The organism is Streptomyces sp. NRRL F-5123 (assembly GCF_000721495.1).
Classification (GTDB): domain Bacteria; phylum Actinomycetota; class Actinomycetes; order Streptomycetales; family Streptomycetaceae; genus Actinacidiphila.
The window spans coordinates 1-25,542 of record NZ_JOHY01000053.1 but is presented as its reverse complement, the minus strand read 5'-3'; the positions used below and the strand labels follow the sequence as shown (position 1 = coordinate 25,542).

The window sequence follows — 25,542 nt, the reverse complement described above, 5'->3', positions numbered from 1 at the left end:
TCCCCCTCCAGCCGCGTCGGCGGCGTTCCGCGCGGTGGGGGTGGGGGAAGGACGGGCGAGTGCGGGTCAGCCCCCGACGGCGGTGCAGCCCCACAGGTGGACAGAAAGCCGACGTCCGAGTCGCACGGGTGGTGGGAGTGGGAATCCCCGCCGGAGGCGCCGCACGCCGGGCGCGGTCAGGGGTGGGGCTCACGCCGCAGGCGTACCGCACGCCGGGCGCGGGGACGTCGGGGGCTCAGCCCCGTACCCCCCAACGCCCCCGGAGGGCAGCGCATCGTACAAAACGGATATCCCACGCACCATTCGCCAGGCAACGCCACCCCTGGCGAAGCGAATCCGCGCCCGGGTCCCGCGTTGTACGGGTGTGGCACATCCCGTCGTGAGAGGAGTGTTTGCCGTGGCGGACACGAGCGGTACGCACAGGTCGGGCCCCAGCCCGGAAGGCAGCGAGTTGCCGGCACCCTGCGAGCTGGTGACGGTGCCGGCCCGGCAGGGCCTCGAAGCGGTCGACCTGCTGCGCCACGGCAGCGGAGTCGGCCCCGTGCTGCACGCCGGCGACGGGGCCAGCCTCGGCTTCCTCGTGCCGCCCGGGACGGCCGACGGCTGGGACGTGCCGGGGAGCTCGTGCACGAGCGCGGTCGCGCCCGGCGTGGACGGCGGGTGGCTGGTGCCGCCGCGCGAGGAGACCGCGGTGACGGACCCCGCGGTGCTGCGGGACGCGCTCGGCCGGGCGGCGCGCACGATCGAGCTGGCCGACGGTTACCTGGGGTTGCGCGCGAGGTAGCCGCCGGGCCCGGATAATCGGCGCATGGCAGGCAGAAGAGAGCGCGGCGGCCGTGGGCGCACCCCCGAGGCGGTGACCGCGCAGGTCGGCGGCGGGGCCGCGGCCCTCGTACCGGACCGGGAGCGCCCGCAGGCGTGGGCGCTGGTCGTGGAGGGGGCGCCGCAGTCGCATGTCGACCTCGCCGCGCCGGACCACCTGGGCTTCTCCTACCAGCGCAGGCTGGGCCACGTCATCGACCTGACCGCGCCGCCGGGCGCGCCGCTGCGGGTCGTCCACCTCGGCGGCGGGGCGCTGACGCTCGCGCGGTACACCGCGTACACCCGGCCGCGGTCGACGCAGCAGGTCATCGAGCTGGACACCGCGCTGGTGGAGCTGGTGCGGGCGCATCTGCCGTGGGAGCGCGGCTGGCGGATCAAGGTGCGCGGCGGTGATGCCCGCGCGGGCCTGGCGAAGGTACCGGACGGCTGGGCGGACCTGGTCATCGCCGACGTCTTCGGCGGCGCCCGCACCCCCGCGCACCTCACGAGCGCGGAATTCCTGGCGGACGTGCGCCGGGTGCTGCGGCCCGACGGCTCGTACGCCGCGAACCTCACGGACGGCGGCGCCCTCGCCTTCCTGCGCGGCCAGATCGCCACGGCGGGCGCCGCCTTCGCGGAGGTCTGCCTCGCCGCCGACCCCGCGGTCCTGCGGGGGAAGCGTTTCGGCAACGCGGTCCTGTGGGCCGCCGACCACCCCCTGCCCGTGGCCGATCTGACCCGCCGCGTCGCGACCGACCCGCACCCGGGCCGCGTCGAGTCCGGTTCCTCGCTGGCCGCCTTCACCGCCGGCGCCCCGGTGGTGACCGACGCGACCGCCGTCCCGTCCCCGGCACCGCCGCCACACGCTTTCGGCTGACGGCGCGTCAGTTTGTCGGGCAAGCGTTTCTCAGGGGCGCGTGGGGGTACCTCCCGGCGGATCCCGGGGGAGAACGGAGCGCCCAGCCTCCACCGGCGGAAGGTCGCCCGGCCGCCGCAAGTGGCACCCCGGAGCGTCACAACCGGCGAACCCGCGGAGCCGGACGCGCTAAGTTGCCGGGATGGCCGGTGTGCTGGTCGTCGAGGACGACACCTTTCTGCGCTCCACGGTGATCCGTCACCTGACGGACGCCTCGTACAGCGTGCGCAGCGCCGGGACCGCCCTGGAGGCGTTACGGGAAGTGGGGCGCGGGCGGTTCGACGCCGTCGTGCTGGATCTGGGGCTGCCGGATCTGGACGGCGCGGAGGTGCTGCGGATGCTGCGCGGGTTCAGCGATGTGCCGGTGCTGGTGACCGTGACGGGGCGGGAGGAGCCGCGGGCCGTGCGGCTGCTGCACTCGGGGGCGGACGACTACGTCGTCAAGCCGTACGCGGTGGAGCTGCTGACCGCCCGGCTGGCGGCGGTGTTACGGAGGGCGCGGGGGCGCGCGGTGCCGGCCGCGGAGGCAGTGGTCCGGGTCGGGGGGCTGACGATCGACGCCCGCCGCAGGCTCGCCGCGCTGGACGGGGTGGCGCTGGCGCTGAGCCGGCGGGAGTTCGATCTGCTGAGCTTCCTGGCGGAGCGGCCGGGCGTGGTGGTGGCGCGGCGGGAGCTGCTCGCGGAGGTGTGGCGGCAGTCGTACGGGGACGACCGGACGATCGACGTGCATCTGTCGTGGCTGCGCCGGAAGCTGGGGGAGTCGGCGGCGCGGCCGCGGTATCTGCACACGCTGCGCGGGGTGGGTGTCAAGCTGGAGCCGCCCCCGTGAGGGGGAAGGCGGCGGAAAGACGAAAGGAGCGGTACGGCAGCACCCTCGAACTGCCGTACCGCTCCTTTTTCCCGTCCCCTCAGGACTTCCCGTCCTCCTCCGGGAGGTCCGGAAGGACGTTTGACCGCGCCACCTGGGAGTACCAGTGGGCGCTCTGCTTCGGGATCCGGCGCTGCGTGCCGAAGTCGACGTAGATCGCGCCGAAGCGCTTGCTGTAGCCGTAGGCCCACTCGAAGTTGTCCATGAGGGACCACAGGAAGTAGCCGCGGACGTCCGCGCCGCCGGCGATGGTCTCGTGGACGGCGGCGAGGTGGCTGTGCACGTACGCGATCCGCTCGGGGTCGTTGACCTGGCCCTCGGGCGAGACGTAGTCGTCGTACGCGGCGCCGTTCTCGGTGATCATCATCGGCAGGCCCGGGTGCTCGCGGGCGATGCGGTTGATGAGGTCGCGCAGGCCGGTCGCGTCGATGGACCAGCGCATCGCGGTGGTCTCGCCGGGCGACAGGTGGAAGGCGACGTGCTCGGAGCCGGGCCACGGGGAGTATTCGCTGTCGCCGTGGCCGTCGTTGCGCGGCGCCTGGGCGCCCTCGGTGTGCGCGCGGCCGTCGGAGACCAGCGTCGGGGTGTAGTAGTTGATGCCGAGCAGATCGATCGGGCGGCCGATCTCGGCGAGGTCGCCGTCCTTGACCAGGCTCTCCCAGTCGACGATGTGGGCGGTGTCGTCGAGCAGGTCGGCGGGGTAGCCGTCGCCGAGGATCGGACCGAGGAAGACCCGGTTGCCGACCGCGTCGATGCGGCGGGCCGCGTCGAGGTCGGCGGCGGAGTCGGTGAGCGGGCGGACCTGGTGCAGGTTGAGGGTGATCGAGGTCTGCGCTGTAGCGGGGAGAACGGAACGCAGAACCCCGATCGCCCGGCCATGGGCGAGGTTGAGGTGGTGGGCGGCCTTGAGGGCGGACTCCGGCTCGGTGCGCCCGGGGGCGTGCACGCCGGAGCCGTAGCCCAGGTAGGCCGAGCACCACGGCTCGTTGAGCGTCGTCCAGTACGGCACCCGGTCGCCGAGCGCGCTCGCGACGATCTCGGCGTATTCGGCGAAGCGCTCGGTGGTGTCGCGGACGGTCCAGCCGCCGACGTCCTCCAGGTCCTGGGGCAGGTCCCAGTGGTAGAGGGTGGCGACCGGGGTGATGCCCTTGTCGAGCAGTTCGTCGGTCAGCCGGCGGTAGAAGTCCAGCCCGCGCTGGACGGCGGGGCCGCGCCCGGTGGGCTGGACCCGCGACCAGGAAACGGAGAAGCGGTACGCGCCCAGGCCCAGGTCGGACATCAGGGCGACGTCGTCGCGGTAGCGGTGGTAGTGGTCGGCGGCGATGTCACCGGTGTCCCCGTTGCGGACCCGGCCAGGCGTGTGGCTGAACGTGTCCCAGATCGAAGGCGTCCGGCCGTCCTCGGCTGCGGCGCCCTCGATCTGGTAGGCGGCCGTCGCCGACCCCCAGACGAAGCCGGGGGGGAAGCGGAGTGAGGCAGAGCCGGGGGAAAGCTCGGTGCCCTCTGAATGGACAGCTGTCATGACGGGGGACTCCAGGGGAATCAGGGGGTAGTCGGGGGAAGGGGGCTCTCACGGGCCCGTACGGCGCAGGGGGTGGTCGCCGTACGGGCGCATGAGGTCAGCTCTTGACGGCGCCCGCGGTGATACCGCCGACGATCTGCTTGCCCAGCACGGCGAAGACGATGAGCAGCGGCAGCGTCGCGACCAGGGCGGCGGTCACGACCACGGCGTGGTCCACGCTGTGGTTGCCGGAGCCGACACCGGCCAGTGCGACCTGCACCGTCGGGTTCTGCTCGCTCAGGGCGATGAGGGGCCAGAAGAAGTCGTTCCACGCCTGGACGAAGACGAGCATGCCCAGGACGGCCATCGCGGGGCGGGCGATGGGGAAGACGACGTGCCACAGGATGCGCAGGCTGTGCGCTCCGTCGACGCGGGCGGCCTCGATCAGCTCGATCGGCAGCGCCTCGGAGAGGTACTGCCGCATGAAGAACACGCCGAACGCGGCGACCAGCGAGGGCAGGATGACCGACTGCAGGTGGTTGACCCAGCCCACGTTGGTGATGATCTGGTAGAGCGGGATGACGCTGAGCTGCGGCGGGATCGTCATGGTGGCGACGACGACCGTCAGCAGCGCGTTGCGGCCGCGGAACTGCAGCTTGGCGAAGGCGAAGCCGGCCAGCGTCGCGAACAGCACGGTGCTGAGGGCCACCAGGCCCGCCACGATCGTCGAGTTGATGAGGGCCTTGGTCATGTCGACCTGGTCCCAGACGATCTTCATGTTGTCGATCAGGTGGCTGCTCGGGAGCAGCAGCGACGGGTGCGCGTCGATGATGTCCTGGTCCGTGTGGGACGCGGCGCTGACCGTCCAGTACAGCGGGAAGAGCGACACCAGCGCGGCGAAGATCAGCAGCAGGTACGCGATCGGTCCGGCGTTCTGCTGCTTGCCCGGCGCTCCGGCCTTGCCGCGGCGGCGGCGCGGGACGGCGGCGGTGGAGTGGCGCGGACCTGAGGTCCGTGCGGTCTCGGCGATCTGAGCCATGGGTCAGCCCCCCAGCTTCTTGCGGTTGGAGCGCGCGATCAGCAGGTTGGCGGCACCGATGAGCAGCAGGATCAGCAGCATGACCCAGGCCACGGCGGAGGCCCGGCCGAGCTCGCCGACGTTCCAGCCCTGGTCGTACATGTAGAGGCTGAGCGTCTGGTACTGGTGGTCGGTGCCGCCGGTGATGCCGACGCCACCGCCGTACATCATCGGCTCACCGAACAGCTGGGTCGCGCCGATGGTGGAGACGATGATCGTGAAGAGGATCGTCGGGCGGATCGACGGGATCGTGACGTTGACGAACTGCCGCCAGCGCGAGGCTCCGTCGAGCGCCGCCGCCTCGTACAGGTCGGACGGGACGGCCTGCATCGCGGCCAGGTAGATCAGCGCGTTGTAGCCGGTCCAGCGCCAGGTCACGATCGACGAGATGGCGATCTGCGCGGGCCACTTGGACGACTCCCAGTCGATGTGCGGGAAGCCGACCTTGCCCAGCACCTCGTTCACGATGCCGTAGTCGGGGTTGTACATCTGGACGAAGACCAGCGTGGCCGCGGCGACCGAGGTCGCGTACGGGGCCAGGACCGCGACCCGGAAGAAGGAGCGGCCGCGCATCTTGTAGTTGAGCAGGTGCGCGATGCCGAGCGCCATCAGCAGCTGCGGCACCGTGGAGATCACCGCGAGCGTGAAGGTGTTGCGCAGCGCCTTCCAGAAGAACGGGCTGTCCCACAGCGCGGTGTAGTTGTCGAAACCGACCCACGATCCGTGCGATCCCAGCTCGACCTGGTGCAGCGAGAGCCAGCCGGTGTAGATCAGCGGGAACAGGCCGAAGGCGGCGAAGACGATGAAGAACGGGGCGACGTAGGCGTACGGCGACGCCTTGGTGTCGATGCGGTAGAGCCTGGCGCGCCAGCCGGGAGGTCGGCTGCCGTCCTGGGATGTGGAGCGCGGGGCGGGCCTGGAAGACGGCGGGCTGCCGTCGGACGTCGCCCTGACGGAGGTGGCCACGAGTGGCGTCCTTCCCGTAGGGGTGCGGGCGGTGAACCGGGGGAGGGGGGAGGGTTGTTCAGAACTTGTAGGGGCCTCGGCCGGATGGCTTCACTACTCGCAGCCGGCCGTATGACGGGCCGCCCGGCAGGTGGGAGACACTGCCGGGCGGCCCCGCCGGGGGTTACTGAACGACCTTGTCCTTGATCTGGGAGACCACGTTCTGCCACGCCTTGTCCTTGGACGTGCCGCGCTTCTCCATGTCCATGATGCCGTTCTTGGTGATGATGTCCTTCACGTTGCCGTCCCACGGGCCGATCGGGGCCGGGGTGATGGTCTTGGCCGCCCCCGCGAAGATCTTGCCGATCGGGGTGCCCGGGAAGTACGGGTTCGTGAGGCTCTGGACCGCGGGGTCGTCAAGGGCCGCGACGTTCGAGGGGATGTTCCCGAACTTCTGGAAGACCTTGACCTCCTGCTCCTTCGCGGTCAGCCACTGGGCCAGCGCGGTGGCCTCCTTGACGTGCTTGCCGGACTTCGGCACCGCCAGGAAGGAACCGCCCCAGTTGCCGACCTGCGGCGGCGTGGCGACGTCCCACTTGCCCTTGCCTGCGTCACCGGAGTTGGTCTGCACGAGGCCGACCATCCAGCTCGGGCAGGTCACGGTCGCGAACTTGCCGGTCTTGAAGGCGGCCGACCACGCGTTCTGCGGGTCCAGCTGCTGGTAGCCGGCGGTGATGCCGGCCTCCACGGCCTCCGTCGACAGGTCCCAGGCGGTCTTGACACCCGGGCTGCTGTCGTAGATCAGCTTGCCGTTGGCGTCCGAGTACTGGTCCTTCTGGCTGGCCAGGATCGCGTTGAACAGGCCGCTGCCGGAGTCGGAGAACTTCATGCCCTTGGGAGCGTTCTTCTGGAACTGCTTGCCCAGGTCGATGAACTTCTGCCAGTCGCCGTTCCAGGCCGCCGCGAGCTGGTCGCGGTCGGTGGGCAGGCCCGCCTTGGCGAAGGCGTCCTTGTTGTAGCAGATCGCCGTCGGGCCGGCGTCCGTGCCCACGCCGATGACCTTGCCGTCACCGGTGGTGGCCTGCGTCTCCTTGTAGGGGAGCCACGCGTTGGCGTCGAAGCCCTGGACCGTCTTGAAGTCCACGAACTTGTTCGCCAGGTTCGGCTGGATCGCCAGACCGATGTAGCCGACCTCGATCGCCTGGATGTCGGACAGGCCGCTGTTCTGGGTCAGGTGCAGCTTGAGCTTGTCCCAGTACTGCTGGCCGTCGGAGACGTTGTCCTCGACGATCGTGATGTTCGGGTGCAGCTTGTGGTACTCGGCGTAGAGAGCGGCGCCGTTCTTGTCGTCGTAGCCGAACGAGCCGAAGTCGCCGACGTGCAGCGTGATCTTCTCGTTGGACGAGCCGCCCTTCGAGTCGTCCTTGCTGCCGCCGTCACTGTCGCTGCTGCAGCCGGTGATCAGGGTCGCGCAGGCTGCGAGACCCGCGACCGCGATGACGGCGGCCTTGCGGGTTCTGCCGGAAGTGCGCATTCCACTCTCCTTGTCAGGGTGGGTCAGCGTGCTGGTGGTGCGTGGTCCCCGGGGTGTTACGAAAGTTGGCGCTGTGGGAGCGCTCCCACGTAGGCTTTCCGGAACATTCACGCCTCGGAGGGGTCAGTGTCAAGATGTGAAGTCCATTTCGTTGCCGGAACGTGTCCGGAGCTGACTCGCGATTACTTCTTGAACGGAAGCCCCTGCCTGGGGCTTGTAGTGTGGGAGCGCTCTCAGGTGTCGCTCCTGCGGGGAAGGACCGGGCGCTAAGGTGGCGCGAAATGAGTACAGGAGGCGGCAGTGGCCATGAACGGACGGCACAGCGGACGTCCCACCCTTGAGGAGGTGGCGCTGCGCGCCGGTGTCGGGCGGGGCACGGTCTCCCGGGTGATCAACGGATCACCCAGAGTCAGCGACCGCGCCAAGGCCGCCGTCGAGGCCGCCATCGCCGAGCTGGGGTACGTGCCCAACCGCGCGGCCCGCGCGCTGGCCGGCAACCGCACCGACGCGATCGCCCTGGTCATCCCGGAGCCGGAGACCCGGCTGTTCGCCGAGCCCTACTTCTCCGACATCATCCGCGGCATCGGCGCCGAGTTGGCCGACACCGACATGCAGCTGCTGCTCACCCTGATCCGCACGCCCAAGGAGCGCACCAGGTTCGCACAGTACCTGGCCGCCCACCGGGTCGACGGCGTGCTGCTGGTGTCCGTGCACGAGGACGACCCGCTGCCGGACCTGCTGGAGCAGCTGGAGATGCCGGCGGTCCTCAACGGCCGCCGCAGCGACCTGGAGTCGGTCTCCTACGTCGACGCCGACAACGTCGGCGGCGCGCGCGCCGCGGTCGCCCACCTCATCGCCCGCGGCCGCCGCCAGGTCGCCACCATCACCGGCCCGCCGGACATGTACGTGGCCCGCAGCCGCCTCGACGGCTACCGGCAGGCGGTCGAGGCCGCCTCCGGCGGCTTCGACAGCGCCCTCGTCGCACGCGGCGACTTCACCGAGGAGGGCGGCCGCCGCGCGATGCGCGAGCTGCTGGTGCGCCGCCCGGAGATCGACGGGGTGTTCGCCGCCTCCGACGTGATGGCGGCCGGCGCCCGGGCGGTGCTGCGCGAGGCGGGCCGCCGGGTGCCCGAGGACGTGGCGCTCGTCGGCTTCGAGGACTCCGCGATCGCCCGCCACATGGACCCGGCGCTCACCAGCGTCCGCCAGCCCACCGAGGAGATGGGCCGCACCATGGCCCGGGTGCTGCTGGAGGAGATCGCCGAGCGCAAGTCCGTGCGCCGCCACGTCGTGCTGTCGACGGAGCTGGTGCAGCGGGAGTCCGTATGACCGCCGTGAGTGCGGCACGTCAGGCCGTGGCGGCCGCCGGACGCCGTGGGGGGCGTCCGGCGGCGGGGCGGTGGGGCGGCGCGCAGGCCGTGTCCGGCACATGACGTCGTCCGCCCGCGAGGGACGGACCGCCGGGGGCGGGGACGGTGCACATGGCGTGCGCACCGTCCCCGCCCCCGGCGGCCTTGTGGGGGGATGTGGGGGGATTCCGGGGAACTCCTGGGCAGCCGCGGGGCGCGGGGCCGGCTAGAAGCCGACCGCGACCTCCATCCACTGCGGGTTCTGCTGCGAGGCGTACGCGGCCTGGCCGGCCACGTCGTCGTACGGGAAGCCGTACGCGAGGTGGTTGATGCCGTGGTCGTGCCAGTACTTGGCGTACCAGTTGGCCGGGTCGCCGCCGTAGAACTTGGTCGGGTCCTGCTGCTGGTCGGCGGGCAGCGTCGCGGTGTGCCGGTTGAGCGCGGCGCACTTGGCGGCGTCGGCGCCCATGGAGCCGGCGCAGCCGAAGATGTTCGAGGTGGGCTCGTTGACGCCGACCGACTGGGCGTACGCGGTGAAGTAGTTCGCGTTCACCCCGCCCGCACGGAAGCTCGGGTCGCTGCCCGGGGCGATGATCCGGTAGGGCGCCTGGGTCTGCGCGAGCACCTTGAACTGCTGCGGCACCGCGTTCTGGAAGGACTGGAAGACCTGGTCGCGGCTCATGGTGAACAGGTCCTGGCTGTCGCCGAGCTGGATGTCCTGGCCGTCGTGCGAGTGCAGCCGGATGGCCAGCGGCAGCGCCCAGGCGTCGACCCGGGTGGTGTTGCCGTTGAAGACGTTCGGGCCGATCGTGAACTCGATGAAGTCGTTGTACTGGCTGTTCGGCGAGCCCACGTAGAAGTACATCCGGCCCGAGGAGTTCGCCGGCATGTCGAAGTACGGCTGCTCGGCGATGGAGTGCACCTGGCCGTTGAAGCTCCAGTAGACCTGGCTGTCCGGGTAGGCGCCGTTGGTCCGGTTGAGGATCTTCAGCTCCATGACGTTGTGCGCGGCCGGGATGTCGTCGGTGGTGCCCCAGAAGTCGTCGGGCGGGGTCGTGCCGCCGGTGGTGCCTCCCGTGGTGCCGCCGTCGGTCGTGCCGCCGGTGGTGGTGAAGACCTGGAACTCCCAGAGCGACACGCCGTACGCGGTGGCCCGCGCGGTGGTGTTGACCCGGACGTAGCGGCCGGTGCCGGTCACGTCCGGCTTCTGCACGCCGCCGGTCGCGGTGGTCGTGGAGTAGACGTTCGTCCACGGGCCGTCGGCGCCGTCGGAGACCTGGATCTGGTACGCGGTCGCGTAGGCCGCCTCCCAGTTCAGCCCGACGCCGCAGATCTGCTGCGACGAGCCGAGGTCGACCCGCAGCCACTGCGGGTCGCTGAAGGCGCTCGACCAGCGGGTGCCGGTGTTGCCGTCGACCGCAGCGGAGGCCGGGGTGCCGGCGTTCTCGGTGGAGGACGCCGCGGCCGGCTTGCCCTGCGCGACGTTCGTGGTGGTGCAGGCGCCGGGCTGGGTGCCGCCACCGCCGTAGACCTGGAACTCCCACAGCGAGTAGCCCCACTGCGTGGCCCGTACGGTGCCGTTGATCCGGACATAGCGGCCGGAACCGTTTACGGCGAGGTTCTGCACGCCACCGGTACCGGTGGTGGTGGAGTAGACCGTGGTCCAGTTCGTGCCGTCGGCGGACGTCTGGACGGTGAACGCCTTGGCGTACGCCGCCTCCCAGTTGAGCGTCACCTGGCTGACGGCCTGGCTGCTGCCGAGGTCCACCTGGAGCCACTGGGGGTCGGCCGCCGCGCTGGACCAGCGGGTGCCGGTGTTGCCGTCCACGGCCGCGGAGGCCGGGGTGCCGGCGTTCTCGGTCGACGACGCGGTGGCCGGCCTGCCCTGCGAGAGCAGGGTGCCCGCCGCGCGGGCCGGCGACTGCGAGCCGACCACCAGGACGAGCCCGGCCAGCAGGGCGAGCAGGGCGGTCAGTACGAGATACGGCTGGCGCCCGCGACGGCGCCCCGCCGGCCTGCGCACCAGCAGGGATGTGCTGCCTGACATGTGTTCTCCTCAACCGGGTGGGGGGTCCGTGCCGGAGGCCGGCAGAGCGGGATGAGAGCGCTCTCTCGGCGAGGTGATGTATACAAGGAGCCCATGGGCGCGTCAATAAGTTGTTCAATAATGGCCGGTTGGCGCCTGCAACGGGTACGAGACTCGAACGGATGCGCCCGGTCAGGGAATTGGCGTTCAGGCGCAGTTCAGGGGCGGCCCGGGCGCCGGTCCGCTGCCGCCGGCCGCCCGTCCGGCGCTTTGTCCGGCGCCCCTTCGGGCCCCGGGAACGCGGGAGGGGCGGGCCCGTGCACGCCATCCATGCACGGGACCGCCCCCGTTCTCGGGGTGCCGCCGGGTCAGCCCAGTGACGCCAGGTGGTTCTTCAGGCCGAGGCCGTACGCCGTCGCGGTGCCGTCGTAGCCGGAGATCAGCGACGGACCGGACGAGCAGTCCCAGGTGTTCCACGTCCATCCGAGGTAGCCCACCTGGTGGCTGTCCAGCCAGCTCATGAAGCTGTCGACGAAGGAGTGCCCGCAGGTGTTCTCGCCGATCTCACCGGCCACCAGCGGCACCTTTGCGGCGACCGGCGCCAGCTGGGATTCCCAGCAGGAGCTGTTCGCGCATGAGTTGAAGTTGTAGACGTGCACGGCCGCCGCCAGATTGCCCGTCGGGTCGGCCGGCTCGTGCGCCAGCCACCCGGTCAGGTCGTTGGAGTAGGCCAGGCCGCCCATCAGGACGACGTTCTGCGCGCCGGTGCCGCGTACGGCGTCCAGCATGTCCTGCATACCCGCCACCTCGTAATTGATGCCGGGGCAGGTGCCGCCGTCCTTCCAGCAGGCCCAGGCCTGGTCGGTGGTGGACGTCGCGCGGTCCGGGTAGGGCTCGTTGAACAGGTCGAAGACGATCGACGTGTTCGACTTGAAGGTGTTGGCCACGCTGGTCCAGAACGGGATCGCGTACTGCGCGTCCGGCATCGGCTTCTGGCAGGTGGCGTTGACGTCGGTGCAGCCCGCCGAGTTGCCGGTGTAGAGGCCGTGTGTCCAGTGCAGCTCGACGATCGGCGTGATGCCGTGCGCGACCAGCCGGTTCACCCAGCCGGTGATCGCCGCAACGTAGTTGGCGCCGCCGTCGGCCGCGGGGACGTAGCTCAAGCCCTCCCAGCAGTCCTCGTTGAGCGGCACGCGGACCGCGGTGACGCCCTTCCAGCTGGTGATGGCGTCGATCGCGGCGTCGTCGACCGGACCGTCGAAGATGCCCTTGCCCTGCGCGCAGGCGAATTCGGTGCCGGAGCGGTTCACGCCGTGCAGCACGACCTGCTTGCCGGTCGAGTCCAGCAGCTTGTTGCCGGACACGTGCACCTTGGGCGGAGCCGTGTCGCCGCCGGGCGGCGTGGTCGGAGGCGTCGTGGGCGGCGTGGTCGGAGGCGTCGTCGGGGGAGTGGTCGGCGGCGTGGTGGGGGGTGTGGTGGGCGGGGTCGCGCTGCCGCCGCCGTTCACGTTGCAGATGGTGCCGTTGAGGGTGAAGCTCGCCGGCGCCGGGTTGCTGCCCGACCAGCTGCCGAGGAAGCCGGCGCTGACGGTGCCGCCGGTGGCGATCACGCCGTTGTAGGACTCGGAGGCCGCGGTCACGGCGGTGCCCGACTGGGTCCAGGCGGCGTTCCAGCCCTGGGTGACCTTCTGGCCGCCGGGGAAGGTGAAGCCGAGGGTCCAGCTGGTGGTGGGGGCGGCATTGTTGGTGATGACAACGTTGCCCTGGAAGCCCGAATCCCACTGGTTCGTCACCGAGTAGGACACGGCGCAGGCCGGTGCGGCTCCTGCCGCGGCTGCGCCGAGCGTGGGGAGCAGGGCGGCGGCTGCCGCCGCCGTGCTCACGGCAGCGACGGCGAGCGCCGCGGTGCGCGTGGGTCGTCGCATGAGCGACTCCTCGTGAGGTGGGGGGATCGAGGAATGCCGTGCGTCGTCCGCGGTGCCCCGCCACGGGCGCCGGTGGACGTCACAAGAAGTGGACGCGCTCCCACTGGTCCGGCGCACGACCCTAGCGTCAAGTGCCGTCCGAGGGTAGGGGGAACATACCGGCCATCGGTCGGCCGTGCGCCGCGCACGCCGACTAGTGCACATCGCAGGCCCCTCAGCAGGGCTTTGTGCTTCACCTCTTGACAGGTATTCGGCAACGCCTTGATGGTGGGAGCGCTCCCACTGGTTCACAGCTCAAGAAGCACCACCCATCCCCCCACAACCCAGCGCGAGGAGAGCTCCCGCATGGCAAGAGGAAGACCGATCCTGAGAAGGCCGGGACGGCGCGTCACGAAGCTGCTGACGGCCCTGGCCGCCGCGCTCGCCCTGCCGCTCGGTATGACGGTGGCCGCGGGCGGTTCCGCGCACGCCGCGGGCCTGTCGTGCAGCGTCGACTACACCACCCAGGACTGGGGCTCCGGCTTCACCGCCAACGCCAAGATCACCAACCTGGGCAGCTCCGCGATCAGCGGCTGGACGCTGACGTACTCCTACACCGGCAACCAGACGCTGCAGAGCGGCTGGAACGGCACCTGGTCGCAGTCCGGCAAGGCCGTCACCGTGAAGTCGCTCGACTGGAACGGGACGATCGCCGCCAACGCGAACGTCACCACCAGCGCCAACTTCAACTACAGCGGCACCAACACCGCGCCGACGTCCTTCAGCGTCAACGGCACGGTGTGCGGTGGCGCGCACCAGCCGCCGCTGCCGGTGCTCACCAGCCCGTCGGCCGGTGCCACCTACAGCGCGGGCGCCACGATCCCGCTGGCCGCGACCGCGGTCGCCGCGGACAGCGCGACGATCACCAAGGTGGAGTTCTACAACAACACCACGCTGCTGGGCACCGACACCACCTCGCCGTACACGTTCGACTGGGCGAGCGTCCCGGCCGGTGACTACTCGGTCTACGCCAAGGCGTACGACAGCCTGGGCGCGTCCGCCGAGTCGACCCCGGTGGGCGTGCACGTCGCGAGCGGCCCGGCGATCGTGGCCTCGCCCACGACGCTGTCCGTCCAGCAGGGCAAGACCGGCACGTTCGGCCTGAAGCTCTCCGGTGCCCCGGCGTCCAACGTGACGGTCGCCGTCGCGCGGACCGCGGGCAACAGCGGGCTGAGCGTCCAGTCCGGGGCGAGCCTGACCTTCACCCCGAGCAACTGGTCGACCGCGCAGAACGTGACCGTCGCCGCGGACGCCTCCGGCAGCGGCTCGGCCACCTTCTCGGCCACCGCCACCGGGTACAGCACCGCGACGGTCTCGGTCAGCGAGATCGCCGCGACCGGTGACTACGCGGCGCGCTTCCTGTCGCTCTACACCAAGATCACCGACCCGTCGAGCGGCTACTTCTCGACCGACGGCATCCCGTACCACTCGGTCGAGACGCTCATGGCCGAGGCCCCGGACTACGGTCACGAGACCACGTCCGAGGCGTACTCGTACATGATCTGGCTGCAGGCCATGTACGGGCAGGTCAGCGGTGACTGGAGCAAGTTCAACGCGGCCTGGGGCACCATGGAGAAGTACATGATCCCCACGCACGCGGACCAGCCGTCCGGCAGTTCGTACAACCCCAGCTCGCCGGCCACCTACGCGCCCGAGCACCCGCTGCCGAGCGACTACCCGTCGCAGCTCGACAGCAGCATCAAGGTCGGTGTGGACCCGATCGCGGGTGAGCTGAAGTCGGCCTACGGCTCGGACGACATCTACGGCATGCACTGGCTGGAGGATGTGGACAACATCTACGGCTACGGTGACACGCCCGGTGGCGGCTGCGAGCTCGGCCCGACCGCGAAGGGCCCGTCGTACATCAACACCTTCCAGCGCGGTGCGCAGGAGTCGGTGTGGGAGACCATCCCGCAGCCGACCTGCGACGCGTTCAAGTACGGCGGCAAGAACGGTTACCTGGACCTCTTCACGGGTGACTCGAACTACGCGCAGCAGTGGAAGTACACCGACGCCCCCGACGCCGACGCGCGTGCGATCCAGGCCGCCTACTGGGCGGACCAGTGGGCCACCGCGCAGGGCAAGAAGGCGGACGTCTCGGCGACCGTCGCCAAGGCCGGCAAGATGGGCGACTACCTGCGGTACTCGTTCTTCGACAAGTACTTCAAGAAGATCGGCAACTGCACCAACCCGAGCACCTGCGCGGCCGGCACCGGCAAGGACAGCGAGCACTACCTGCTGTCCTGGTACTACGCCTGGGGCGGCTCCTCCGGCTCCGGCGGCGGCTGGTCCTGGCGCATCGGTGACGGCGCCTCGCACTTCGGCTACCAGAACCCGCTGGCGGCCTACGCGCTGACCACCGACGCGGCCATGGCCCCGAAGTCCGCGACCGGCAAGCAGGACTGGACCACCAGCCTCAGCCGGCAGCTCGAGTTCTACCAGTGGCTCCAGTCCTCCGAGGGCGCCATCGCCGGTGGCGCCACCAACAGCTGGGACGGCGCCTACGCCCAGCCCCCGGCCGGCACGCCCACCTTCTACGGGATGGCGTACGACTGGGAGCCCGTTTACCACGACCCGCCGTCGAACCAGTGGTTCGGCATGCAGGCCTGGTCGATGGAGCGGGTCGCGGAGTACTACCAGCAGACCGGTGACGCCAAGGCCAAGAAGATCCTCGACAAGTGGGTCACCTGGGCCATGTCCCAGACCACGATCAACGCGGACGGCACCTTCAAGATCCCGTCCGACCTCCAGTGGTCCGGTCAGCCGGACACCTGGAACGCGTCCAGCCCGGGCAGCAACGCCGGTCTGCACGTGACGGTCTCGGCCTACGGCACCGACCTGGGCGTCACGGCGGCCTACGCCAAGACGCTGTCCTACTACGCCGCCAAGTCCGGCAGCACGGCCGCCAAGACCATGGCCAAGCAGCTGCTCGACGGCATGTGGACCAACTACCAGGACCCGCTGGGCATCGCGACCCCGGAGACCCGGACCGACTACAACCGGTTCGACGACCCGGTCTACGTGCCGTCCAGCTTCTCCGGCACGATGCCCAACGGCGACAAGATCGACTCCAACTCGACCTTCATCGAGCTGCGGTCCTTCTACAAGAACGACCCGAACTGGTCCAAGGTGCAGGCCTACCTCAACGGTGGCGCCGCGCCCGTCTTCACCTATCACCGCTTCTGGGCCCAGGCCGACATCGCGATGGCGATGGGAGCCTACGGTCTGCTCTTCGGCGCGTGATCCGAACCCCCGGTGGGAGCCGGGGCGGGAGATGACCCGGGTTTCCTGACAGTTGCCCGGCCGCCCCGCTCCCTCCGGGACCCCGGCCGCGGCCCCGCACCTCCCTGGGCACTGGGAGGGTGCGGGGCCGCGGTGTCGGCCTCACGGCCTGACGCTTTCAGGCCTTTACGCTCTTACGTTTTCACGCCGCCGGGAACGCACGGGGAGTGCTCCCGGCGGCGTGCGTGCGGCCGGCGCCGTGCGGGGACCCGCGCGGGGAGCCCTACGCCGGGACGCTCGGCACCGCGGAGGACGGGTCGACGCCCGCGAAGACCAGGCCGATGACGAATCCGGCCACCTCCTCCAGCTGCCGGGCCCGGCGCAGCGGCCCGAGCACGGCGGGCCGCCCGCCCGCGTCCTCCACCAGCTTCGAGGCCGCGGCGAGCGCCCCGGCGTCGTCCCCGGCCAGGGCCACGGTGACCGGCTCGCGCCCGCCGCTCCACTGGTCGGAGGCGAAGAGGTGGAAGCCCTTGACGACGTGAGCGCCCGGCGCGAGGTCCGCGATGCGCTCGGCGGCGGAGCGCCCGTCGCCGGTGAGGAGTTCGCCGACGCCGTGCGCGACCGCGTTGGTGGGGTCGATCAGCGGCGTGCCGGCCAGCGTCCCGTCCGCCGCGCCCGCGAGCCCGAGGATGTCCGCGAGCCCCTCCCAGGCGACGGCGACGAGCACCGCGTCCGCTCCGTCGACCGCCTCCCGGGGCTCAACGGCGGCCGCCGCGCCGCCCATCGCCGCCGCCGCTCCCGCGGCCCGCTCCCGCGACCGCCCCCCGACCCGTACCTCGTGCCCTGCGCGCCCCCACGCCGCGCCCAGCGCGACCGCGAGCGTGCCCGTGCCCAGAATGCCGATCCGCATGGCCCTGCTCCCCTCTGACGGTTCCTGACCCGCCCCTGCCCTGATCTGTCAGCAGGACGGTAGGCGGGCCGATACGCACCGCCCGGTAGGGAACGGCTGCGGCACGATAGGGGGATGACACGTGCGACGAAGGACCCGGCGGGGGCGGCGGGGCCCGAGGTGCGGGCCCCTTCGGTGAACGGCCCGGCGGGGGCGGTGGAGCGGGAGCCTTCGGTGAACGGCCCGGCCGGCTCGTGCCCCGAGAGCGCGCCGCCGCCGCTCCCGCCGGGGCCGCCGTTCCTGGCGGACTGCGGGCTGCGGGCGGCGACCGACCTGCTGGCGCACACCTGGGACGCGGTGGTGCTGGCCGGCCTGCGCCCGGGACCGCGCCGCCGCCGCGACCTGCTGGCGTGGCTGGGCGGCGCGAGCGACAAGGCGCTGACGGAGACCCTGCGCCGCCTCCAGGGGAACGGCCTGGTCGCCCGCCAGGCCCACCCCGCGGCCCCGCCCCACGTCGACTACGCCCTCACCCCGCTCGGCGTGACCTTCGTCGACGGCCCCCTGCACGCCCTGGCCGCCTGGACGCTGGCCCACGCCGACGACCTGCTGGCCGCCCAGGAGTCCGCCGCGGGCTGAGCGGGCTCAGACCAGCAGCCCGGCGTCCCTGAGGTCGTCGAAGAGCAACTGGTCGACGGGCGGGACGAGTTCCCGGTGGGCGTAGCCGAACCAGGCGATCTCCTCGATCTCGCTGCTGGGCGTCAGCTCCCCCCGGTAGTCCGCGGTGTAGCAGGCCATCCGTACGAGGCCGCCGTCCACGCCCGCCTCGTACGTCCCGGTGTGCGCGGCCGTCCCCGGATCGAGCACGACGTCCAGCTCCTCCCGGATCTCCCGCACGAGCGTCTCCAGGTCGCTCTCCGCCCCCTCCCGCTTGCCGCCCGGGACGTAGAAGACCCCCTTCCCCCGCGGCCGCGCACACAGCACCCGCCCGCCCTCGGTCCGCACCCACGCCACCGTGTCGATCAGCACCGCCGCACCCTCTTCTCGCCGCCTCCGTCGCCGTGCCCCCCGACCGTACGTTGCCGGGGAGTATGGGGCGTCAGGGCCTCGGGCCGCTCATGCGAAGAACCCCACGACGCCGCGGATGCGGTCCCCGCCGAACTCGGCCACGTCGTAACCCATGGCCACGGTGCCCAGCTGCCAGGTGAACAGCGCCCGGTCGTGGTGGACGCCGATCACGGCGCCGAGGCTGCGGCCGTCCACCCGGCGGTGTGCAGACCGACACAGCACGTGACCGACGCAGGGACAGGACCGGGGGCGGGAATCGGAGCCCGCGAGCCGGCGGGAGCGGATGCGCGCCCGGACCACCGCCGAGATCGAGGCGGTCGCGCTCAGGCTCATGGCCGACGGCGGCCCCGACGCCATCTCGCCGCGGGCCATCGCCCGCGACGTGGGAATGACGGCCGACGCGATCCGCAGCTGCTTCCGCACCCGCGACGACCTGGCCACCGCGCTGCCCGGCGACATCTGCACCGCAGCGGTGGAGGCCGCGGAATCCGCCCGCGACGCCGTCCCGGCGGACCGGCCGGGCGCCCGGATCCCGGCGTGGGCGCATGTAATGCGCGCGCGGGCGCACGGCCCGCTTCCGGCACCGCCCTTAGCGCCTTCCTCTGGACCGTGCCACCCGCGGGAGCGTTTTCCGGCCCTTCTCCGCCGGCCCGGAGGTCACGCGCTGTCCGGGCGGGGAGGGGTATCCGGGGCGGCAGCGTATACGTGCAGGCGCCCGGTATGTCGAAGCCCCGGACCGCTTGCGCGGGCCGGGGCCTCGGTGGGGTGAGTGACGGGACTCGAACCCGCTTGGAATCCACATTGTGACCTGCGGTGATTCCGAAAACCCGGACAAACCCCACCAGTTCATTGACGCCCATTGACGCTGAGTGTACTTCGGCGACGCTCACACCCCGGATCCGTTCCCATGGGAACAGGCCTGACCGACGGTCACCCAGCCCCCGCAGTACCTGAGTAGAAACGCCCCTGCCCGCAAAGCAGAGACCGCCGACGGCACGCCTGGGGGGCAGTACCGCCGGCGGCCGACTAGGGGCACACCGTGAAGTGTGGCGTTGACGCTACAGACTTTTGATCTTGTTGCCCAGAGCGTTGATCGGGTGCCGACCGACCCCATCCCCGCGCAGGTGCTCGCGCGCCGCCGGGCGATCGGGGTGCAGATCCGCCAAGCCCGCGAAGGGGCCGAGCTGACGCAGGAGCGTCTGGCTGAGCGGGCGGATCTGGACCGGGTCACCATCGTCAGGATCGAGACGGGGGTGACATCTCCGCGGCTCGACCATCTGCTGATGATCGCCGATGCGTTGGGCGTAGCGCTGAGCTACCTGGTACGGGAGTGAGCCTGGACAGGGTTCAGGTTGTCGCCTACCAATCAACCGGGGCAACTATGCATCCGTCACTCGAACGAGTGAAGTGCGTTCGCCGAGCTACATGAAAATCTTGTGTGACGGCGGCAGGCCCAGGGGAGTCTCCTCCGTCTGCTGCTCGTCGTTCTGGTCGTCAGGCTCCGGCTCGGATGCGGGCTCGTCGTCCATGCTCGTCTCCTCGTAGCGATCGGTGGGTGGGGTGCCTGCGCGGCCCGGCACGGGGGAGCTGGGCCACGCAGGCGAAGGGGCCCGGCAAGTCGGCGACCGCCGGGCCCGGTCTCAACGGCGCCCCGCGGGCGCAGGCCACGTGCGGGGCTGCTGGCTGGCCCGCCGGGTCTCCCCGCACGAGCGCATGTCCTGACACCAGACGATCTCGACCTTGCCGTGGTCGGCGTGGCGGTCCCACACCATCCACGCGGTGGTGATGCGCCCGCAGTGGTCGCAACGGCGCGGCGCGGACGTTGTGGTGGGCGGTAGTTCGGGTGGGGCGTCACGCCGCCCTATCAGTGGGGCGCCGCTCACCGCGGACGGCCGGCCGGTGTCGGCGCCGGGCCGGTGGTGCAGCCGCCCTTACGGCAGCCCTCGGTCGGACAAGACATGGTGGACCTCCTCTCACACATGGGTGGTGGTGCCGCGCCGGGCGAGCGCACGGCCCACCTCAGCGCGGAGTCTCCGGGTCTCGGGGATCGTCGCCCCGTGCCGGTGGTACAGGTGGCTGATCAGGATGTGCAGGCGCCGATGCGCCTCGATGTCGATCCCGGCCCGCAGCGCGGTGCGGAGGTCGGCAACCGTGGCCTCCAGGGGCCGGGCCGAGACCAACACGGTCAGCTCACCGAGGTGCGCAGTGCGCCGGCCGGGCGCGAGGGGCGCGTGCAGGTACTCCCGCACCGTGTACGGCCGGGCGGTCACCGCGTGGCCGCGGGGTGGCAGGAGCAGCCGCAGACGTACGTCAGCACCGGCGTCGTCACCCGGGGCACGCGGACCACGGTGTTGCCGGCGCACCGGTGGTGCAGCTCGGGCTCGCCGAGGGTCTCGGCGCCCGCACATTCGGTGGATACCTGTGCAGGGCGCACATTCTGTGGCGTAGCGGTCTGATGGGACGATAGTGTCCCCATGTCGCGCCCCTTCCGGCGTGGCCACACCCCGGGCCGTGGCGCGGCCGCGGGGCATTCTGCTGTCCACTTCGACCGTAGGGAGAGGGCACCGCTGGCTTCTACGAACGTGCACGAACTTGCACGGCGTCACCCGAGAGCATCAATGGCAGACGTGATGAGCGACCTTGCCCGCGCCCCGTAAGCAGCGATACCGGCAAGCTCCGCGAACGCCCGCGCATACTCAGCGATCTCGCGTGGCTGGGTAACCGTCAAATGCGCCGACACCAACTCGACCGCGACCTGGGCATCGTCGTACATGGTGAACGACTCCGTAGGCCAGCCAGCCCCACGCGGCGTGCCCATGGGAATCACACCCAGGCTCACCGAGGGTAGAGACGCAACCGCGATCAGATGCCCCAGCTGCCCCGCCATGATCTCGGCGTCGCCAATGACGGTCCTCAGGACCCACTCCTCGACCAGCATCGCGAACCGATGTCGGCCGGTGTGCAGGATGCGTTGACGTTCCATCCGCACCGCCACGGCAGCGTCGATGTCGTCCCGAACGTCCCGCAGTTCGGCGATGGTCCGCAGCACTGCCTGCGTGTACGCGGCTGTTTGCAGCAGGCCTGGCACAACCCAGGACTGGTAGGCGCGGAACGTCTGGGTGCGATCGAACAACGGCTGCACGGACTCCTGAACCCGCTTCAACCCGGATCGCTCCATACGCCGCCACTCGACGTACTGGCCGTCGATCCCGCGAGCTGTGGCGATCAAGTCCGGGGCCTGTCCCACCGCCCCGCAGTGCGCAGTCCACGCGCGGATGTCCGCGTCGGAAGGAGGCGTACGGCCATGCTCCAGCCGGGAACACTTCGACTCGTGCCAGCCGGCGCGCTTGGCCAGCTCCCTCGCAGTGATCCCGGCATCCTTGCGGATCTCGCGTAGGCGCTGGCCAAGCGCTTGCCGTGCCTGCTGGACGTTCGAAGCTGGCGAGGACACGGACGTTCTGCCGTCGCTACAGCAGGTGGTAATCGGCGTGAGCTACCCCACGGACCCAAGCGGCCTCGAACGCCGCGGCGCAGGAGTCCACGACACCCGGGTCGGTGACTTCTTCCTCGTCGTCTGGCGCCAACTCGCCGTCCCCGTCGAAGTGGAGGAACAGGGCGACCTCGTCGTCGAACAGCCAGTAGTCGTTGCCCGGCAGGAGAAGGTCAGACGCCTGTCGTCGAGGTAGCCACCGGACGTGTTCACCAGCGTCAACGTTGGCATCCGTGAGGGAATGCTCCCAGCGGATGTAGTCGCTGGCGGGTTCGGAGATGATGCGTACCCTGCGGACGGCGACCCCTGCTGCTGTGACCTCGGAGATGAGGTCGAGCCAAGGTCGGTGGCTGGTGTCCGCCGCTTCCTGAGCACCGGTCTGCCAGGCGATGAACCGGGGGTCCGACCGCATGTAGCCGTCGCGCATTTCGAGGTGGACGGCAGAGCGCTTACTGCGCCGTAGACGGTCCTCGATCGTCGGTGCCGGCACGGTCTTTTACCTCCGGGAAGAACTGCATCATGCGGCGCGGGAACTCGATGACGGTCTCGTAGTCCGGGACGTCCATCTGGGCCAGACGCGCGGGGTCTGTGACCTTTCGACCTTGCAGAATGTAGTGGTTGGTCTCGTCGTCCAGGTAGACGGTCGCGGATTTCCCCTCCGGGCTCTCCGGGTCCTTGCCGAGTTTGTGCAGCGTCATGGTGCCCTCCATGGTGGTGGGTGACGAGCGGTGTGGTCGAGTGTGCACTAAGTCACGGGGTGGTACCACAAACTTGCGCAGACTTGCGCGATAAGAGTGGAGGGTGCCGCGTGGTGCGGCTGGTGAGGTACGTGGATGGTCCGCTGGACGGCGCAGAGTTGGACGTGACCGACTGGGCCGACGAGGACGTGCGCGGCGGCGTGTACCAGGTCGTCGACGGCTGGGAAGACCGGGCCGCGTACGAGCCCGACGAGGACGGCGACCCGCTGGTCTGGCGGTACCGCGGGCCCGTACCCGGGTAGCCGCGCGCCCAGGCGCACGTGTGTCCGAGCCGGGCCGTATGCTCCGGCGCATGGACATCCCCGAGACCGTTGCCGCAGCTCAGCGCGCCGTGAACGCCGCATGGCAGGCCGTAGAGGACCACCGCAAGACCGTGCAGGCCGCCCGCGACGCCGACCCCCGCGTCGAGCTGAAGCCCGGGGTCCTGGTCGTCCGGCCGTGGGCAGCGGATGAGGAGTCGACGTACGCGCGTCTCCACCAGGCCGCGGTCGAGGCGGCCGAGGAGCGGGCCCGGGTCATGCGGGAGTCCGGAATCGTGTCCACGTACGACAACGAGGTTGCGATTCGGACCGCGGCCCGCGACGCCCCGGAGGTGTAGCCGCAGCGCACCCCCAGGTGCCCGGACCGAGCCCCGCGCCTAGTATCGAACGTATGTCCGATCAGTCGCCCCGTGTCCGCGTCCACCTCCCCGGTGACGCGCCCGCCCGCCTGCAGCGGTGGAGACAGGGGCCGGACGGCCGGTGGTGGGCAGAGGTCACCCTCTACGCCCCCGCCACGGCCCTGCAGCAGATCCCCGGCGAGGACTACAGCAGCGTGCCGCGCGAAACCGCCACCGGCCCGGACGTCCAGTACGTGATCGTCGCGCCGAAACTCCCACCCGACCAGCCCGTCCGCGCCGAACTCCACCGCGCCGGCTGCTGGACCATCCCCCGCGCAGAGACCAGCACCCTCCGCGTCACCCCCGTCGAGAGCGCCGAGCAGGCCCGCGGCCTGCTGGGGTTCCAGGACACCACCGCGTGCACCGCCTGCCAGCCGGAGCCGTGACGTGACGGCGCCCCGCCGCGGAGGGGAGATGCGGCGGGGCGCCTCGGGGGGTGGGGCAAGACTGCGCCGCCGGGGGCGGGTGGGCCATACGACATTCGGCGTAGACCAGGACGACTCAGCCGCTACCCGCATTCAGCTTGTCCACGTACGTCTGCACGGCCGCGACCACCTGGGGGTCGAAGCAGTCCTGGTTTTCCAGGACCAGGTTCGCGGTCGTCCGGAGCGCGTCCGTGTCCGAAGGGCTGGCGTCGGTTGTTGCGTTCTGCCGGGTGAGGGCGGCCTGGGCCTTCGCGCAGCGCGACGAGGAGGCCGGCCGATCGTCCCCGCTGGCGCCTTGGCTGTGTCCAATGGTGTAGGCAGCAACGCCAACCACGGCCGCGGCGACGATGGCTAAGGCGAGAGGCACACGGAGGTGCCAGCGTCTCGGCGCCGGCGAGTCTTCGGGGGTGTCCGTCATGCCTTAATCCTCCTCTCCGGCGGGTGCGGCGGGGGCGGGTTTCGCCGGGCGTTCGCGGTGCTTCTTCTTCACGAGGTCGTGCAGTGCCTCAATGACCAGCTCGGAGGCGGCTCGTCCTTCGGCGTCGGCGATGGTCTTGACCTCGGCCCATAGAGGCGCGGGTGGTCGGAAGGTCTTGACCGGCGTCTGGCCGGTGGCGGGGCGGGCCATGGCGTCTCCCTGGGGTCTGTATTACAGGAACAGGGTCCCATCTGCGCTCGGGACTTGACAAGCACGCCTTGGTGCGAGCATTCTTGTATTACAGAAACGAGCGGCGAGCAGGGAGACGACCATGAAGGTCTACGAGCGCACCGAGAACGGCGTCACCACCCGCGTGACCGTCCGCGAGGCCCTTGCCGAGGCCAACACGGCGATGATGGAGGGCAGGCGCCAGGTCAAGACGATGTCCTCGCAGCACGGGCGCCACGACATCGCCTACAAGGACGGCCGCCACGTCCTCCTGGTCATGGTCGACGTGGAGCCGGAGCCGGAGGAGTGGGGTAGCGCGGCCGCCAGCATGCTCCTGCACAAGTTCCAGGGCGACGGCCCGGCGGACGGGAGCGCCGACTACCGGGCGAAGTGCAACCGGGGCATCCGCTGGTATGCCCGTCCGCTGTCTCAGACGGAGGGTCCCCGTCTCCAGACCCGCACGGAGCTGGAGGCCAGCAAGTACGCCCACCTCCACACCTTCTGCCCGCGCTGCGACGCGAAGTGAGGAGCCTGGTCATGGCTTGCACGAACCGCGACCACCGTCCCGCGTGGCGAGTGGAAGTCAGGAAGGCCAACTACAGCGCCTTCAACGGCGGCCGCCGAACGCCCTCGGACTACTCGCAGGTTCGCTGCGGGGAGTGCGGGGCCAGGTGGCGCACCAAGGCGGCGTATGTCGCGAAGACGCCCGACGCCGAGGCGTGCGCGGGTCGCTGCGGCTACCTCGCCGAGACGGCGTGCCGCATCTGCCGACGCCCGTACTGCCGCGAGTGCCTGACCGACCACCACCACGAGGGCTACGGCACGCCGGCCGCCGACACCCGCTGACGGGCCGGCCGGACCGGTTGAGCCCCCACCTGACACCTCGGGTGGGGGCTTTGTCGCGCCTGCGTATTACAGAAACCCGCATCGATCTGCTCTGCGGTATTGACAGCGCGGCCGCGGGGGTGCATTCTCGTAATACAGAAACCGCGCACGGCCAGGGGGTCGCAGTGAAGCTCACCAAGAACCAGACCGCACAGGCCACCCTCGCCGCCATGCTCCGCGCCGCCGACCGCCACCACCCCGTCACCATCACCTACACCAAGGCAGACGGCACCGAGACGATCCGCACCATCGAGATCCACGACATCCGCACCACCAAGCAGGGCCACGTCATACTCCGTGCCGCCGACCGCACCACCGGCGAGATGCGCACCTGGCGGCTCGACCGGATCGTCTCCTACACCACCCACAGGACCGCGTATGTCGTGGCCCTCCCCACCACCGAGACGCCCGCCGTCGCCCCCGTCCCGACCACCCCCGCCGCCCTGGTCGCGCTGGAACTCGGCCGCGACGAGGCGACGGTGCTGCACCTGTCTCTTATACACATCTCCGAGCCCACGAGAC

General features: G+C 70.7%; 28 protein-coding genes. 13 read left to right on the top strand and 15 right to left on the bottom strand.

The window, feature by feature from the left end; translation table 11 throughout:
• Window positions 1-397: 397 nt before the first annotated feature.
• From IH54_RS0130780 to IH54_RS0130770, 3 genes are all read left to right on the top strand, one after another.
• Window positions 398-784, top strand: a complete 387-nt coding sequence (locus IH54_RS0130780; RefSeq protein WP_234344062.1) for a hypothetical protein — start codon at window positions 398-400, stop codon at window positions 782-784.
• Window positions 785-808: 24 nt separating this feature from the next.
• On the top strand, window positions 809-1,678 hold the full coding sequence (locus tag IH54_RS0130775) for a spermidine synthase (protein ID WP_031523155.1): 870 nt from the start codon (window positions 809-811) through the stop codon (window positions 1,676-1,678).
• 181 nt (window positions 1,679-1,859) lie between these two features.
• Entirely contained in the window at window positions 1,860-2,546 is a 687-nt protein-coding gene (locus tag IH54_RS0130770; RefSeq protein WP_031523153.1) for a response regulator transcription factor, read from the top strand.
• A gap of 79 nt (window positions 2,547-2,625) precedes the next feature.
• Here the strand turns inward: IH54_RS0130770 and IH54_RS0130765 are convergent, their stop codons facing one another.
• The 4 genes from IH54_RS0130765 to IH54_RS0130750 all read right to left on the bottom strand — a co-directional run bounded on the left by IH54_RS0130765 (window position 2,626) and on the right by IH54_RS0130750 (window position 7,643).
• Window positions 2,626-4,107: a glycoside hydrolase family 1 protein gene (locus tag IH54_RS0130765; RefSeq protein WP_031523150.1), complete on the bottom strand. Its 1,482-nt coding sequence runs from the start codon at window positions 4,105-4,107 to the stop codon at window positions 2,626-2,628.
• A 97-nt stretch (window positions 4,108-4,204) separates the two neighbouring features.
• Window positions 4,205-5,125 carry a carbohydrate ABC transporter permease gene (locus IH54_RS0130760; RefSeq protein WP_031523149.1) on the bottom strand — a complete coding sequence of 307 codons (921 nt, stop codon included), beginning with the start codon at window positions 5,123-5,125 and terminating at the stop codon, window positions 4,205-4,207.
• Between the two features lie 3 nt (window positions 5,126-5,128).
• Window positions 5,129-6,130 (bottom strand): carbohydrate ABC transporter permease, encoded by a 1,002-nt coding sequence (locus tag IH54_RS0130755; RefSeq protein WP_031523148.1) that lies wholly within the window; start codon window positions 6,128-6,130, stop codon window positions 5,129-5,131.
• A gap of 163 nt (window positions 6,131-6,293) precedes the next feature.
• Window positions 6,294-7,643 carry an ABC transporter substrate-binding protein gene (locus IH54_RS0130750; protein WP_031523146.1) on the bottom strand — a complete coding sequence of 450 codons (1,350 nt, stop codon included), beginning with the start codon at window positions 7,641-7,643 and terminating at the stop codon, window positions 6,294-6,296.
• A gap of 306 nt (window positions 7,644-7,949) precedes the next feature.
• Between IH54_RS0130750 and IH54_RS0130745 the strand changes: the two genes are divergently transcribed.
• Complete coding sequence (locus IH54_RS0130745) at window positions 7,950-8,972, top strand: LacI family DNA-binding transcriptional regulator (RefSeq protein ID WP_031523144.1); 1,023 nt, start codon at window positions 7,950-7,952, stop codon at window positions 8,970-8,972.
• Between the two features lie 246 nt (window positions 8,973-9,218).
• On the opposite strand, the gene IH54_RS47985 is transcribed toward IH54_RS0130745, so the two are convergent.
• Complete coding sequence (locus tag IH54_RS47985) at window positions 9,219-11,039, bottom strand: discoidin domain-containing protein (protein WP_078862651.1); 1,821 nt, start codon at window positions 11,037-11,039, stop codon at window positions 9,219-9,221.
• Between the two features lie 347 nt (window positions 11,040-11,386).
• Entirely contained in the window at window positions 11,387-12,943 is a 1,557-nt protein-coding gene (locus IH54_RS0130735; RefSeq protein ID WP_031523139.1) for a cellulose binding domain-containing protein, read from the bottom strand.
• Window positions 12,944-13,288: 345 nt separating this feature from the next.
• Between IH54_RS0130735 and IH54_RS0130730 the strand changes: the two genes are divergently transcribed.
• Window positions 13,289-16,225 (top strand): glycoside hydrolase family 48 protein, encoded by a 2,937-nt coding sequence (locus IH54_RS0130730; RefSeq protein WP_031523137.1) that lies wholly within the window; start codon window positions 13,289-13,291, stop codon window positions 16,223-16,225.
• A 262-nt stretch (window positions 16,226-16,487) separates the two neighbouring features.
• On the opposite strand, the gene IH54_RS0130725 is transcribed toward IH54_RS0130730, so the two are convergent.
• Entirely contained in the window at window positions 16,488-17,114 is a 627-nt protein-coding gene (locus IH54_RS0130725) for an NADPH-dependent F420 reductase (RefSeq protein ID WP_031523135.1), read from the bottom strand.
• Between the two features lie 114 nt (window positions 17,115-17,228).
• Here IH54_RS0130725 and IH54_RS0130720 point away from each other — a divergent pair, with 114 nt between their 5' ends.
• Window positions 17,229-17,729, top strand: a complete 501-nt coding sequence (locus IH54_RS0130720; protein WP_078862650.1) for a winged helix-turn-helix transcriptional regulator — start codon at window positions 17,229-17,231, stop codon at window positions 17,727-17,729.
• Window positions 17,730-17,735: 6 nt separating this feature from the next.
• On the opposite strand, the gene IH54_RS0130715 is transcribed toward IH54_RS0130720, so the two are convergent.
• Both IH54_RS0130715 and IH54_RS45835 read right to left on the bottom strand, forming a co-directional pair.
• Complete coding sequence (locus tag IH54_RS0130715) at window positions 17,736-18,119, bottom strand: NUDIX hydrolase (RefSeq protein ID WP_031523131.1); 384 nt, start codon at window positions 18,117-18,119, stop codon at window positions 17,736-17,738.
• Window positions 18,120-18,206: 87 nt separating this feature from the next.
• Window positions 18,207-18,353: a hypothetical protein gene (locus IH54_RS45835; RefSeq protein ID WP_159012182.1), complete on the bottom strand. Its 147-nt coding sequence runs from the start codon at window positions 18,351-18,353 to the stop codon at window positions 18,207-18,209.
• Between the two features lie 902 nt (window positions 18,354-19,255).
• Here IH54_RS45835 and IH54_RS0130705 point away from each other — a divergent pair.
• Window positions 19,256-19,492, top strand: coding sequence for a helix-turn-helix domain-containing protein (locus IH54_RS0130705; protein WP_052398059.1), 237 nt, complete (start codon window positions 19,256-19,258; stop codon window positions 19,490-19,492).
• A 639-nt stretch (window positions 19,493-20,131) separates the two neighbouring features.
• Here the strand turns inward: IH54_RS0130705 and IH54_RS0130695 are convergent.
• The 4 genes from IH54_RS0130695 to IH54_RS0130675 form a co-directional block, all read right to left on the bottom strand.
• On the bottom strand, window positions 20,132-20,428 hold the full coding sequence (locus IH54_RS0130695; protein WP_031523125.1) for a hypothetical protein: 297 nt from the start codon (window positions 20,426-20,428) through the stop codon (window positions 20,132-20,134).
• Between the two features lie 332 nt (window positions 20,429-20,760).
• Window positions 20,761-21,609 carry a helix-turn-helix domain-containing protein gene (locus tag IH54_RS0130685; protein ID WP_031523123.1) on the bottom strand — a complete coding sequence of 283 codons (849 nt, stop codon included), beginning with the start codon at window positions 21,607-21,609 and terminating at the stop codon, window positions 20,761-20,763.
• A 16-nt stretch (window positions 21,610-21,625) separates the two neighbouring features.
• Window positions 21,626-22,075, bottom strand: coding sequence for a DUF6879 family protein (locus IH54_RS0130680; RefSeq protein ID WP_052398056.1), 450 nt, complete (start codon window positions 22,073-22,075; stop codon window positions 21,626-21,628).
• Window positions 22,076-22,097: 22 nt separating this feature from the next.
• Window positions 22,098-22,346, bottom strand: a complete 249-nt coding sequence (locus IH54_RS0130675) for a hypothetical protein (RefSeq protein WP_031523118.1) — start codon at window positions 22,344-22,346, stop codon at window positions 22,098-22,100.
• A gap of 122 nt (window positions 22,347-22,468) precedes the next feature.
• On the opposite strand from IH54_RS0130675, the gene IH54_RS0130670 reads away from it, so the two are divergent.
• From IH54_RS0130670 to IH54_RS0130660, 3 genes are read left to right on the top strand one after another with little or no spacing between them, the layout of a single operon-like run.
• Window positions 22,469-22,648: a hypothetical protein gene (locus tag IH54_RS0130670; RefSeq protein WP_159012180.1), complete on the top strand. Its 180-nt coding sequence runs from the start codon at window positions 22,469-22,471 to the stop codon at window positions 22,646-22,648.
• A 50-nt stretch (window positions 22,649-22,698) separates the two neighbouring features.
• The gene (locus IH54_RS0130665; RefSeq protein WP_159012177.1) at window positions 22,699-23,004 is read left to right on the top strand and encodes a hypothetical protein; all 306 of its coding nucleotides are present in this window, start codon (window positions 22,699-22,701) and stop codon (window positions 23,002-23,004) included.
• Between the two features lie 53 nt (window positions 23,005-23,057).
• Window positions 23,058-23,450, top strand: coding sequence for a hypothetical protein (locus IH54_RS0130660; protein ID WP_031523112.1), 393 nt, complete (start codon window positions 23,058-23,060; stop codon window positions 23,448-23,450).
• A 115-nt stretch (window positions 23,451-23,565) separates the two neighbouring features.
• Here the strand turns inward: IH54_RS0130660 and IH54_RS0130655 are convergent, their stop codons facing one another.
• Window positions 23,566-23,907 carry a hypothetical protein gene (locus IH54_RS0130655; protein WP_031523110.1) on the bottom strand — a complete coding sequence of 114 codons (342 nt, stop codon included), beginning with the start codon at window positions 23,905-23,907 and terminating at the stop codon, window positions 23,566-23,568.
• Between the two features lie 3 nt (window positions 23,908-23,910).
• Window positions 23,911-24,117 (bottom strand): hypothetical protein, encoded by a 207-nt coding sequence (locus tag IH54_RS0130650; protein ID WP_031523108.1) that lies wholly within the window; start codon window positions 24,115-24,117, stop codon window positions 23,911-23,913.
• A gap of 121 nt (window positions 24,118-24,238) precedes the next feature.
• Here IH54_RS0130650 and IH54_RS42060 point away from each other — a divergent pair, with 121 nt between their 5' ends.
• The 3 genes from IH54_RS42060 to IH54_RS0130635 all read left to right on the top strand — a co-directional run.
• A complete protein-coding gene (locus IH54_RS42060; protein ID WP_031523106.1) occupies window positions 24,239-24,661 on the top strand; it encodes a hypothetical protein in 423 nt (140 codons plus the stop codon).
• An 11-nt stretch (window positions 24,662-24,672) separates the two neighbouring features.
• Window positions 24,673-24,981, top strand: coding sequence for a hypothetical protein (locus tag IH54_RS0130640; protein WP_052398055.1), 309 nt, complete (start codon window positions 24,673-24,675; stop codon window positions 24,979-24,981).
• 164 nt (window positions 24,982-25,145) lie between these two features.
• On the top strand, window positions 25,146-25,542 hold a 397-nt coding region (locus IH54_RS0130635; RefSeq protein WP_031523102.1), incomplete at its 3' end, for a WYL domain-containing protein.